The sequence below is a fragment of the Brucella sp. JSBI001 genome (assembly GCF_026014005.1).
Classification (GTDB): Bacteria; Pseudomonadota; Alphaproteobacteria; order Rhizobiales; family Rhizobiaceae; genus Brucella; species Brucella anthropi.
Genome location: NZ_CP110339.1, coordinates 194,999 through 207,125, shown reverse-complemented (window position 1 = coordinate 207,125; position 12,127 = coordinate 194,999). Strand labels below are relative to the sequence as shown.

Sequence of the window (12,127 nt, the reverse complement as noted above, 5' to 3'; positions counted from 1 at the left end):
AGTCCAGTTTGCGATAAAGCGCATTTCGATCTGACTGGATCGGATCAGCGGTCTAACCTATTCTATTTTAATCATAATCTTATCGATCCTCGTTTCACTCCGGTCGGATTATGCTCTAATGTGCATATTGCTATTGGCGCGAACCGGTGAAAAATTGTCACTGGAAGTGTGGAGGAGACCTGCAGCGTGACGATTCCTGAGTTTTTGAACTTCGCAGGCGTTTTCGTTTTCGCTGCGACCGGCGCTCTTGCAGCATCGCGACGCCAGCTCGACATCATCGGTTTTCTGTTCCTTGCCAATATCACCGGTATTGGCGGCGGAACGTTCCGCGATCTCGTCCTCGGTGCACCGGTTTTCTGGGTTGTCGAGCCGACTTATCTGCTGGCGGGTACGCTGGCGGCCATCTTTGTCTATTTCACCGCACACATGGTCGAATCGCGCTATCGCGTCCTGCTCTGGCTCGATGCCATTGGTATGGCCGCCTATACCGTAATAGGTGCAGCCAAGGGACTGGCGCTCGGTTTCGGACCATCCGTCGCCATTGTGACCGGCATTTCAACAGCCACTCTGGGCGGCATATTGCGCGATATGGTGGCGGGCGAGCCTTCCGTGCTAATGCGTCGCGAAATCTATGTCACGGCTTCGCTTGCCGGTGCGTGTCTCTATGTCCTGCTTGCCTGGTTGCAGGTCGAGCCAGCTATATGTGCGATTGCAGCGGCTCTGACCGCGTTTCTCATTCGCGGCGGCGCACTTTATTTCGGCTGGACATTGCCCGTCTATAAAAGCCGCCCCGGACGCACTGAAGAAGAGCTTCAGCGCGACCGGATCATCAGGCCGGAATAAATCTTAAACAAGGCCAGCCTGACCTGCAGCAGCCTGCAGGCTGAGCTGCGGACGCGGCCCCATCTGCTGGATAATAAGCCCCGCCGCCAATGAACCAAGACGGGCGCAATCTTCCAGTGAACGCTCGTTCGTATAACCGTAAAGGAAACCAGCTGCGTAGAGATCGCCTGCGCCGGTCGTATCGACCAGCGCGTCGATTTCAATGGCTGGGACGGTCAAGGTCTGGTCAGGTGTGACGACGACCGCACCTTTTTCCGAACGGGTGATGATCGAAAGCGCGCAGTCCATGCGCATGGAGGCAATCGCCGTTTCAAGCGACTTCGTCTTATAGAGCGACTTGGCCTCATCCTCATTGGCGAAAACGATATCGACAGTGCGCGAGCGCATGAGTTCCAGAAACTCTTCGCGATACCGGTCGACACAGAACGGATCGGAAAGCGTCATCGCCATCTGGCGCTTCTTTTCGTGCGCGATCTTCGATGCCATGACGATGGCTTCCTTCGCGCGCGGCGGGTCCCACAGATAGCCTTCGAAATAGGTCACCTTCGCATCGGACACCTTGGAGGTTTCGACATCTTCCGGTCCGAGTTCCACGCAGGCACCGAGATAGGTGTTCATCGAGCGTTCGCCATCCGGCGTCACGAAAATCATGGAGCGAGCAGTCGGCGATCCCTTTTCCAGCGGACGGGTGTCGAATGCAACGCCTTGCGCGCGGATATCATGCGCGAAAACACGGCCCAGGTGATCGGTCGCAACCTTGCCGAAATAGGCCGAGCGTCCGCCAAGGCTCGCGACGCCGGCTGCCGTATTTCCGGCACTGCCACCCGACATTTCTGTTGCCGGACCTGCAATCCGGCCATAGAGCAATTCAGCACGCTCTGCATCGATCAGGTTCATCGCGCCTTTGACGATTCCATTCGTTTCCAGAAAAGAGTCATCAGTGCGCGAAAGAATATCGACAATGGCATTGCCGATGCAAAGAACGTCGAATGTGGCCATGAGCGCGAGAAGCTCCCCTTTTAATTAGTCTCCTATCCGGCAAAACAGATCGTCATCGGAAAAGTCGCTATGCATTTTTCCGCGACATGCGTTGGGCCGGATATGCGGCAGTCATGTGGGTGCCGGTTTAGCGGTTTGAAACCCCTTTGGCTACCCTGCAAGCCTCCCGCATTGTGGGTAGTGCAGCTTGCGCCAAGATGAAGGCATACCTATTTCCATCTTCGTCCACAGTCGGAATTGGGTCGAAAATGATCTTAGATGCTGCATTGAAAGCTCTGAAACGCCTGACCACGCCAGAATTGCGTGCAGTTTTCTGGAAGACCCTCGGTTTGACGCTGTTGCTGCTGATCGGTCTTTGGGCGGCAGTTCGTCAAATCTTTTTTACTTTTGCCTGGCCGTGGATGGAGCAGATACTGCCCGGCATGCCGGAATGGGCAGGCTGGCTCGGCATTGTTGCAGCCATTGTCGCAGGCCTCGGTCTGGCGCTTGTTCTCGCATTGATGATCGCACCTGTCACTGCACTTGTGGCAGGTCTCTTTCTCGATGACGTCGCCGAAGTGGTCGAACGCGAAGACTATCCGAACGATCCACCCGGTACGCCTTTGCCGACCGGCCGCTCTATCGTTGTTTCGCTGAAATTCCTCGGTATCGTCATCCTCGGCAACATCGTCGCCCTGTTCATGCTGTTCATACCCGGCGTCAATCTGATCGCCTTCTTCGTCATCAATGCCTATCTGCTCGGGCGGGAATTCTTCGAGTTTGCCGCTATGCGTTATCATTCCGAAGCCGAGGCCAAGGCGCTACGGTCGCATTATAGCGTAACCGTCTTTCTGGCCGGGCTGCTGATTGCAGGCTTCATGGCTATCCCCATCGTCAATCTGCTGACACCGCTTTTCGCGGCAACGATGATGGTCCATCTGCACAAGGCTGTCTCGCAACGCGAAGCCCGGCTCACGCCTGCGGTGGCAAGGGGATAAGCGGCGCAGGAATGTCGCAGGTTTTCGCCGGATATTTGCAGATATCGGCAATCACACATTTCTCGCATTCCGGCTTGCGCGCCTTGCACACGTAACGCCCATGCAAGATCAGCCAGTGATGCGCATGAAGCATATATTCTGCGGGGATGACCCGAACGAGGATGGCTTCCACGGCCTCTGGCGTTTTTCCCGGCGCAAGACCAATCCGATTGCCGATACGCAGGATATGCGTGTCCACCGCCATTGTCGGCTGGCCGAAAGCCATATTCAGCACCACATTGGCAGTCTTGCGGCCAACACCCGGCAGCTTTACCAGTTCGTCCCGGTCCCCCGGCACTTCTCCGCCATGATCGCGGATTAAGGCTTCGGACAGGAGAATGACGTTCTTTGCCTTGTTCCGCCAAAGACCAATGGTGCGAATGTGGTCGCCGACTTTCTCTTCGCCCAGCGCCAGCATTTTCTGCGGCGTATCGGCAATTGCGAAGAGCCCGCGCGTCGCCTTGTTGACCCCGGCATCGGTGGCCTGTGCCGACAAGACCACGGCGACAAGAAGCGTAAAAGCATTCACATGCTCAAGCTCGCCCTTCGGCTCCGGTCTCTGAATGGAGAAACGGCGAAATATCTCATGAATTTCGTCTGCTGTATAAAGCGTACCACGCACCCGACGTTGAGGGCGGGTGGCGGCAGAGACGTTCACAGGCGATTTGATTTTGGCCTTTTCCATTCCGTCTCTATAATAGTTTCTTGATCGACAAAACAATCAGCAGCTTGCCGCAGGCCAGTATAGGCCGGGACAATCTGCCAGACGACCTGAATGCTATGCATCACCCAGACGGCGCAGAACCTGACCGGTTCGACAAACCCATTTTCGAAGCTCTCCTCACCCCCTATCGTTCGCTGGGACGTACGGGCTTCACCATATTGATGAGCGCTCTGATCGGCTGCTGGATGTTCGTCGGTATTCTTTTCTGGTCCATCGGCGCATGGCCGATCTTCGGATTTTTCGGTCTCGATGTACTGCTGATCTATCTGGCTTTTCGCTGGAATTACCGCGCAGCCCGTGCCCGCGAGGAAATTTCCATGTCGCGTTCCACCCTGTATATTCGCAAATATGCAGCGTCCGGTAAGCTGACTGCGCATCGTTTCAATCCATTCTGGACGCGATTCAAGGTTGCGCGAAAGCCGGATATCGGAATTACCGGTATGAGCGTCGAAAGCCGTGAAGCGAGTGTAGTGATCGGAAACTTCCTCTCCCCGGATGATCGCGAAAGCTTTGCGACAGCTTTCGGCGCAGCGCTTTCAGAAGCACGACGATAGCAACACCCTAGGGTCAGGACCTATTAATTTGATGGAAATGGCACCTGAAATGACAAGGGCTGCTAGGAGAGACGCGAAGAACGGGGTGGTTTCCCCGGTCAAGCGGTTCGACGCAGCAGATCGCCAGTCATTTCGGTGTCCAGAGGATGTGGTCCATCCACCCGGCTACTTTGTCGAAAAAGCTCGAAAATGAACCACATTTCCTTCGCCTTTTCTCCTCGTATCCGAATGGATGGCCTCACACCATTTTCACCAGATTAATAGGTCCTGACCCTAATATTGCCGGGTATCCTGAACCTCTCCTTCGTTTTAAGTTGAAACGAAGGAATCCGGATTGGCCCTTGAAGTCAGGCTTTTCACAAGCCATATCAGTTAGCGAGGAGATACGCCGTAAGGGTTCTCTTCATAACGGTCGCTTCTCATCAAGGACTGATGCAATGACAAGAATGACACCGTTTTCGAGCCCTTTGCTGCTCGGATTCGACACGATGGAAAAAACGCTGGAACGGATCGCAAAATCCGGCGACGGTTATCCGCCCTACAATATTGAACGCCTGCGCGGCGAGACGGGTTCCGAACGTCTGCGCATCACTTTGGCGGTGGCCGGTTTTGCCAGCGAAGACCTCGAAGTCATGACGGAAGACAATCAGCTCGTCATCCGCGGACGCCAGACCGACGATACCGAACGGGAATTTCTGCATCGTGGCATCGCTGCCCGACAGTTTCAGCGCGTTTTCGTCCTGGCAGACGGTATGCGGGTTCTCGGTTGCGACCTGAAAAACGGCCTTTTGGCCATCGATCTCGACCGCCCCGAACCCGAACGGCTGGTTAAACGAATCAGCATAGCGGTGAAAGACTGAGCTTGTTCAGTTTTTGTTCAGCACAATACCGCTATATTGAGAATGTGAAGCTCTGATGCGGCATGGTCGCAAATGACATGCCGACGAAATGGAGGCTAAGACCATGAACAGACATATATTCACCGAAAATGAATTCGCCCATCTCGGCGAAGGTGAAGTTGCCTATGTGCGCAAGATCCGTTCAGATGACCTTGCCCGCAGCTTCCCTGCCCTCCCACCGATAGAGCCGGGCCTTGAACTCTGGGCGCTTTTTGGCGCCAGCGGCGAGCCAATCGTGCTCTCCGATGTCCGCGCCACCGCGCTACAAGGCGCGCAAGACCATGAACTGCGCACGGTAATGCTGCACTAAGGATAGACGCGATACCGGCCATCGCCGGTATCGCGCTTCCGTATGAAATCAGTACGGAAGATCGTGGCGTATACAAATGCCGCAAGTCGTCTTGAGGCAGAAGAAATATGCTTCTGCTCGGACTGTTTTTTCCTTCCCTGCCAATTCGTTTCTGCGAGCAAACAAACAAAACCGCCGTTCAAGCCGAACGGCGGTTTTGTCTACGAGAAACTATTTGAACTCAGGCGGCGTTGGAAGCAGGCTGAGCTGTCAGGAATGAATAGAGCGCCTGCGCGTCATGTGTGCCGCGCAATTTGGCAACCGTATCGGCATCGCGCAGCATACGGGCGATGCGCGAGAGTGCCTTCAGGTGATCCGCGCCGGCATTCTCCGGCGCGAGAAGCAGAAAAACAAGATCGACGGGTTGATCGTCCAGCGCCTCGAAATCGACCGGGGTTTCCAGACGAGCGAAAATTCCGGCTATTTTGTTGATGTTCGCCAGCTTGCCGTGCGGAATGGCAACGCCATTGCCCACCCCGGTAGAACCGAGGCGCTCACGCTGGAGAATTGTTTCGAAAACTTCACGCTCAGGGAGACCGGTCAGTTCCGCAGCCTTTTCAGACAGAATCTGCAAAAGCTGTTTTTTGGAGCTGGCTTTCAGCGCCGGGATAATCGCCCCAGGCTGAATCAGATCACTAAGATCCATTCTCTCCGTTCCTTCTTCAATCAGGCCTTTGCGGCCCGGTTTTGGGAAGCGCACGCGGCCGCCTAATCGCGATCTGCTGCGTGCGCTTCAGGTTTGCCGTCAGGCGCGTGGCGCGGCCTGGCGGGTGACCATCGATGGATCGACCCAGCCGATATTGCCGTCCGCGCGACGGTAGACGATGTTAACTTCATCATTGCCGGCATTGCGGAATACCAGAACCGGGTTCTCGATCAGATCCAGTTCCACAACCGCCGACGCCACCGACATGGTGCGCAGGGCGACGGACGATTCCGCAACAATTGTCGGCGCATAATCCGCCGGAAGATCCTCCTCTTCCTCCGACAGCGGTGCCATAACACGATATGCAACGTCATCATAGATCGCATCTGGCTGCGTAGCCGGGCGCGATTTCAGACGACGCTTATAGCGGCGAAGGCGGGTTTCGATCTTGTCCGCGGCCGCTTCAAAAGCCAGCTGCGGATCCTGCGCGTCGCCAGTGCTTTGCAGAGTTGCACCACTATCGAGGTGCAAGGTGCAATCCGCACTGTAACGCGAACCGGACTTGGTGACCGTAACCTGTCCGGAAAAGCCATGATCGAAATATTTGCCGACTGCTTCATTCACCCGATCAATGATCCGGGTTGTGAAAGCTTCACCGACGTCCATATGCTTTCCAGATACACGCAGAGTCATTTGGCACACCTCATTTGCGTTACACCACAGGACTCAGTCTAATCACAAGGCGAGCGAAGCGCAAAGCGAACCAGCATCAAAGATGCTTTTCGTCCTGTGCGTTTTCCAACTAAATTCATGGTGCATGCACGCTTGCCAGGCGCACTTTCCGATGAGGCGTTGAAACACCTTCCGAAAAGCCGTCGAAGTCGTGACTGCTCCAATCAATAGCCCCTTTACGGGATGGTTGCCGCACATTGCTCTTTTAAGTAACGCCCCAGTAGCTGGTCCGTTGCCCGGATTTTTCCGGCCCGATTTTCCCGGAACGCCACATTGCCCTTCCTTCAAACATATGGACAACCGCAATTTCTTCCAGAAATTACAGCGATATTATCGGACGTTGTCTGCAAAACGCATTCGGCGGAAACGTCCAACCCATGTCTTCATCCCCAAACCGGTTCTACTTTGAGGAGACATGCTTCAATTCTGCTTTGGCGTATTTTCGATCGTAGAAACACAAGTGCTTCTGCTGACATCTCGCCAACTCACGCTGACGACTTATCAGGAAGCCCTGGAAATGAGGGCGTCCAGACACGTGCCGCAACGCGAGCCGGGCTTCTATTGGGTGAAATGGCGCTTGTCAATTGGTCCTCCTGCCAGTTGGTCCTCTTGCAATGCTGATCTTTCCACAAATCGAGATCGAATTTTTCTGAAAGAGCAGCGCTACAGATCCAAAATTTTAGAGCATTCCCCCCTATTCGAATACGGGAATAAGGCCCTAGAGGTACAATCGGTAATTTAAAACGGTCCCTTCTCAGCGCAATCTGTGGAACCATTTTGGCTAGAGCGAAATGCGCTCACATTCGTTCGCGCTTCCGCTCTATCTGTTTGTATTACCGCATTTATGCAACGTCAGGTGATACCACCTGAATGCAAAATGCTCTACGCAGTCAGGAAGCTGACAATCTTGCCTTCTTTTCACGCCTGCGCTGAACCGATGAAGCAATATTCATCGATTCCCGATATTTTGCGACCGTTCTTCGCGCGATATCCACACCGTCCTTCTTCAGAGCATCCACGATGGCATCATCGGACAGCACGTCATCGGGCTTTTCGGCGTCGATCATCTGCCGAATACGATGGCGCACGCTCTCCGACGAATGAGCGTCGCCGCCCTCGGATGAGGCAATGGAGGCCGTAAAGAAATAGCGCAGTTCAAACACGCCACGCGGCGTGGCCATGAATTTGTTCGCCGTCACGCGGCTGATGGTCGATTCATGCATACCGACCGCGTCGGCAACCGTGCGCAGGTTGAGCGGCTTCAAGTGGGTCACGCCGTGACGCAGAAAGCCGTCCTGCTGCCGGACGATCTCCTGTGTTACCTTGAGAATGGTGCGCGCGCGCTGGTCGAGACTGCGTACGAGCCAGTTCGCGGTCTGCATGCAATCCGAGAGAAATGCTTTTTCTTCGGCTTTGACCGAGGTGCTCACCTCTGCATAATATTCATTGTTGACGATAAGACGTGGCATTGCGGCTGCGTTGAGTTCAATAGTCCAGCCACCGTCACGCGACGGTGTAACCAGTGCGTCCGGCACGATGGCATCGGCCACGGAGATTTCGAACAAAGCACCCGGCTTCGGATCGAGCATGCGGATTTCGGTCAGCATATCGAGGATATCGGCCTGATCGACACCGCACAGCTTCTTGAGCGTCGCGAAATCCCGCCGTGCAAGAAGATCGAGATTGTCGATCAACGCCTCCATAGCTGGATCGAACCGATCCTTTAGACGCAGCTGTATCGCCAGACACTCCCGCAGATCACGGGCAAAAAGTCCTGCCGGATCAAAGCCTTGCATCATTCCAAGAACGCGCTCGATCTCGACGGTTTCCACGCCAAGATTCTGGGCCAGACCGACAATATCGACACGCAGATAGCCGCTCTCGTCCAGTGCATCGGCGAGCGCCGTCGCAATGAACCGGTCTGCCGCTTTGGAAAAAGTCAGCGTGATCTGTTCCGCTACGTGCTCGCTCAATGAAATCCGGCTGGCCGTAACCTGATCGATGTCGTAACTGCCACCTGAAACATATCCGTCACCGACGGACGATTTCCATTGCGCGGCAAGATCGGGACCGATCTCGTCGAAGCGACCCGGATCATCCGGAAAGATATTTTCAAGCGAGCTGTCGAAGGTGGATGAGAGATTTTCGGCATTATCCGAAGCGCCTGTTTTGAACCAGTCGCCATCCGGCGAGTCGTCCGACGCCGCATCCTCTCCGCCGGTTTCAGCACCGTCTCGTGCTGATTCAGCGCCTGAAAAATCATCATTCGCTGCCTCAATTCGATCCAGCAGCGGATTTTTTTCAATTTCAATGTCGAGAAATTGCTCCAGCTCCATATGCGTCATCTGCAGCAGCTTGATCGACTGCATCAGCTGGGGGGTCATCACCAGCGATTGCGATTGACGGAAATCGAGCTTGGGCGACAGAGCCATGCGACGCGTTATTCTCCCCCGTTAAACCCTGTCAATAACCGCGGAACACATGGTCAACGCGCGAGATATCCTTGACAGCAATCTGGCCTTCAGACGGCACTCATCGACATGGGACCTGAGTCCATACAGAGGAATAAGCCGTGCGCTCGCAGCCGTTTCAAGCTGAAAGCGTATTTGAATGAAAACTGGTATGAACCTTGCTTGTCAATTCAGAATGTGCGGTTTGGGGACAAAAGGGGAAATAGTCGCGGTTCAGCGGCACTTTCTGTAACTTTGTACAGAACATAACAGGCTCAAACCGATGGCTGATCAGAATGAAGGCATTTCCATAGGAGCCTGAGACGATATGAAAATGCCGAATATTAAAGTGTGAATTGGTCGCCGAGATAAAGCCGGCGCACGTCGGGATTGGCGACGATTTCGGCAGGACGACCATGTGTCAGCACCTGACCGGCGTGAATGATGTAGGCGCGGTCGATAAGGCCGAGCGTTTCACGCACATTATGGTCGGTAATCAGAACGCCGATGCCGCGGCTTGTCAGATGGCGAACGAGTTGCTGGATATCCGAAACGGCAATCGGATCGACACCAGCAAAAGGTTCATCGAGCAGCATGAAGTTTGGGCGCGATGCCAGCGCACGCGCAATTTCGAGACGACGGCGCTCGCCGCCGGACAGCGAAATGGCAGGCGCCTTGCGCAGATGAGCGATGTGAAATTCTTCCAACAACGCATCCAGCTCGGAAGCGCGTTTGGAGCGATCTTTCTCCACAACTTCCAGCACAGCCTTGATGTTGTTTTCCACCGAAAGGCCACGGAAAATGGATGCTTCCTGCGGCAGATAGCCGATGCCAAGACGGGAACGGCGATACATCGGCATAGACGTGACGTCGAAACCGTCGATCTCGATGGAACCGGCATCAGCCGGAACGAGGCCTGTCACCATATAGAAGCAAGTGGTCTTGCCTGCGCCGTTCGGCCCCAGAATACCGACAGCTTCGCCAGCACGCACACCGAACGATACGCCATTGACGACCTGCCGGCCGCGATAGCTCTTGCAGAGACCGCGTGCCACCAGCGTCCCTTTGAGACGCGTCGACTTACCCGGCTGGCCGGGCATAGCGCCCGCGACATCGGATGGTGCGTTCACATTTTGCGATGCGTCTTGCGGCCCGTCGGCCTTCTTGTTCCAGAACAATCCCACGCCTGCTCCGGTCAGTTCTGCTTGGGCGCAGCACCGCCCTGCTGTTGATCTTTCGGGGCCATGATAATCGATACGCGACCCTTGGTCTGGCCCTTGCAGCTTTCGACATTGGCGCGGCCCGTATCGAGATGCGCCGTCAGCTTGCAACCGGTCACGACATTGTCGCCATCGGTCAGAACCACTTTCTGCCCCTGAAGAACCATAACCTGGTTTTTCGCATCATAACGCCCGGTATCACCAGTTGCGACCTGCGTCCCGGACTTGAGATAGACTTTCCCCGAAATGTCGATGTGATCGATGCTCGATGAATCGAGGCCGCCCACGCCAGCACTTGTCGGTTCCGGGGCCGGTGCTTCGCCGTCTTTCTTGGCCTTGTTGTAATAGACTGTCATCTGGCCTGCCTTCAACAGGGCGTCGCCCTGCGAAACGGCAACATTACCGGTGAATATGGCAATGCCTTCCTTGTCGCGCATTTCCAGCTTGTCAGCGTCGATCTTGACGGGCGCCTTGCTGTTGGAAAGCTTCAGGCCGTTCACGGCTGCGCCTTCCTGCGCCAGTGAAACTGTCGGAGCCGCGACAATGCCGAGCGCCAGAACTGCAAATCCCATCCGCAAAGTGCGGGCCATCGTACCCTTGTTCATCTTGCCCGTCTCGCGTTCCATATAATTTCAGCTCCCCGAAGCATTCGACCATCTCTGGGTCGACATGCGGTCAGACGCAACATTAAGCACTTTGCGGCCAAATGGGAACATTCAGCATCGCAAAATGCGATCAAAAAAGCGGCTTAGAGCCTGTACCATTCCGATTGCATCAGAATCACGCTCTAACAATCTGTTTTCGAGCACATTTCGATCCGAGGACCGGTTTCAGAATGTACTCAACCGCGCCGCACAGATATGAATCGGTCCGAACGCTTCCCCTATCCTCAAATCAGGCGCCCTTTTCAGGGAGCCTTGTTGGGCGAAACAACGCTGCCGTCAACAGTCATTCGAACCTTGTTCTCGAAAATCAGAACCTTGCCGTTGTCCTTGACCTGCATGCTGTCGGCCAGAATATGCGTGCTGCCGCTGCGGATATCCACGGGCTTGTCAGTGGTGATCTGCCCGCTCTTGAGATTTACGTCCGCAGAACGCAGCACCGCACGTAAACCGTCGTCTGTCGTAACAGTAAAGTCCTTATCAAGTTGCAAACGCCCATTGGCATTGTCGTAAACACCGGACGTTGCCTCGACCTTGGCCGTGCCCTTGTCACCAACCGGCAGCTCCGCGGAAATGCCTTCAAGCGAAATCGCACCGCTGTTCTTTGCATCCTGCGTCGCCTTGGAAGCGGTCATCGAATAGGGGCGGTTATCCTTGGTATAACCATTCAGGTGCGGGCTCGTCATGACAAGCTTTCCGCTTTCGCCGCCATTGTTCACTTCGACCTTAACGGGCGCGTTCGGCGTCGCAAGAAACGTATACCAAGAGAATACCGCTCCCACGATGATTGCGGCGACAGGAAGGACTGTCTTCAGAACGCGAACGCGGATCGAATGGCGCTGCGCAGCATGAAAAAGCGTCTCGGCCTTCTCCGACGCACCAAAACGCATGCCACCCGTGCCGCGACCTTGAGCGGTCGCGTTCTGCGGCGCATGGCTATCTGTGGTGTCGGCGGTCATGTGGCGTTCAATTCCTCAACGGCTTTCGTAAAACTCGATAATCAGCGCGTGTGTGTCGCGCTTTTTCATTTCAA

General features: G+C 55.0%; 13 protein-coding genes. 5 read left to right on the top strand and 8 right to left on the bottom strand.

The window, feature by feature from the left end:
* Positions 1–186: 186 nt before the first annotated feature.
* Positions 187–843, top strand: a complete 657-nt coding sequence (locus LJ361_RS00920; protein WP_010658012.1) for a trimeric intracellular cation channel family protein — start codon at positions 187–189, stop codon at positions 841–843.
* Between the two features lie 3 nt (positions 844–846).
* Here LJ361_RS00920 and LJ361_RS00915 read toward each other — a convergent pair whose 3' ends face one another.
* Complete coding sequence (locus tag LJ361_RS00915) at positions 847–1,842, bottom strand: adenosine kinase (protein WP_010658011.1); 996 nt, start codon at positions 1,840–1,842, stop codon at positions 847–849.
* A 248-nt stretch (positions 1,843–2,090) separates the two neighbouring features.
* Between LJ361_RS00915 and LJ361_RS00910 the strand changes: the two genes are divergently transcribed.
* The gene (locus LJ361_RS00910) at positions 2,091–2,819 is read left to right on the top strand and encodes a sulfate transporter family protein (RefSeq protein ID WP_010658010.1); all 729 of its coding nucleotides are present in this window, start codon (positions 2,091–2,093) and stop codon (positions 2,817–2,819) included.
* Here the strand turns inward: LJ361_RS00910 and nth are convergent.
* Positions 2,794–3,543 carry an endonuclease III gene (nth, locus tag LJ361_RS00905; RefSeq protein WP_010658009.1) on the bottom strand — a complete coding sequence of 250 codons (750 nt, stop codon included), beginning with the start codon at positions 3,541–3,543 and terminating at the stop codon, positions 2,794–2,796. The genes LJ361_RS00910 and nth overlap by 26 nt on opposite strands.
* Before the next feature lie 95 nt (positions 3,544–3,638).
* Between nth and LJ361_RS00900 the strand changes: the two genes are divergently transcribed.
* The 3 genes from LJ361_RS00900 to LJ361_RS00890 all read left to right on the top strand — a co-directional run bounded on the left by LJ361_RS00900 (position 3,639) and on the right by LJ361_RS00890 (position 5,345).
* Positions 3,639–4,136, top strand: a complete 498-nt coding sequence (locus tag LJ361_RS00900; RefSeq protein ID WP_010658008.1) for a DUF2244 domain-containing protein — start codon at positions 3,639–3,641, stop codon at positions 4,134–4,136.
* A gap of 437 nt (positions 4,137–4,573) precedes the next feature.
* Positions 4,574–4,996, top strand: coding sequence for an Hsp20 family protein (locus LJ361_RS00895; protein ID WP_010658007.1), 423 nt, complete (start codon positions 4,574–4,576; stop codon positions 4,994–4,996).
* A 103-nt stretch (positions 4,997–5,099) separates the two neighbouring features.
* Positions 5,100–5,345, top strand: coding sequence for a DUF1150 family protein (locus tag LJ361_RS00890; protein ID WP_010658006.1), 246 nt, complete (start codon positions 5,100–5,102; stop codon positions 5,343–5,345).
* A gap of 220 nt (positions 5,346–5,565) precedes the next feature.
* On the opposite strand, the gene ptsN is transcribed toward LJ361_RS00890, so the two are convergent.
* From ptsN to lptC, 6 genes are all read right to left on the bottom strand, one after another.
* The gene (gene ptsN, locus LJ361_RS00885) at positions 5,566–6,030 is read right to left on the bottom strand and encodes a PTS IIA-like nitrogen regulatory protein PtsN (RefSeq protein ID WP_006465889.1); all 465 of its coding nucleotides are present in this window, start codon (positions 6,028–6,030) and stop codon (positions 5,566–5,568) included.
* Between the two features lie 99 nt (positions 6,031–6,129).
* A complete protein-coding gene (gene hpf, locus LJ361_RS00880; RefSeq protein ID WP_010658005.1) occupies positions 6,130–6,723 on the bottom strand; it encodes a ribosome hibernation-promoting factor, HPF/YfiA family in 594 nt (197 codons plus the stop codon).
* A 929-nt stretch (positions 6,724–7,652) separates the two neighbouring features.
* Positions 7,653–9,194, bottom strand: a complete 1,542-nt coding sequence (gene rpoN, locus LJ361_RS00875) for an RNA polymerase factor sigma-54 (RefSeq protein WP_010658004.1) — start codon at positions 9,192–9,194, stop codon at positions 7,653–7,655.
* 362 nt (positions 9,195–9,556) lie between these two features.
* Entirely contained in the window at positions 9,557–10,396 is an 840-nt protein-coding gene (gene lptB / locus LJ361_RS00870; RefSeq protein WP_010658003.1) for an LPS export ABC transporter ATP-binding protein, read from the bottom strand.
* Between the two features lie 11 nt (positions 10,397–10,407).
* Positions 10,408–11,058 (bottom strand): LptA/OstA family protein, encoded by a 651-nt coding sequence (locus tag LJ361_RS00865; RefSeq protein ID WP_011982370.1) that lies wholly within the window; start codon positions 11,056–11,058, stop codon positions 10,408–10,410.
* Positions 11,059–11,339: 281 nt separating this feature from the next.
* On the bottom strand, positions 11,340–12,053 hold the full coding sequence (lptC, locus tag LJ361_RS00860; RefSeq protein ID WP_029375853.1) for an LPS export ABC transporter periplasmic protein LptC: 714 nt from the start codon (positions 12,051–12,053) through the stop codon (positions 11,340–11,342).
* Between the last annotated feature and the right edge of the window lie 74 nt (positions 12,054–12,127).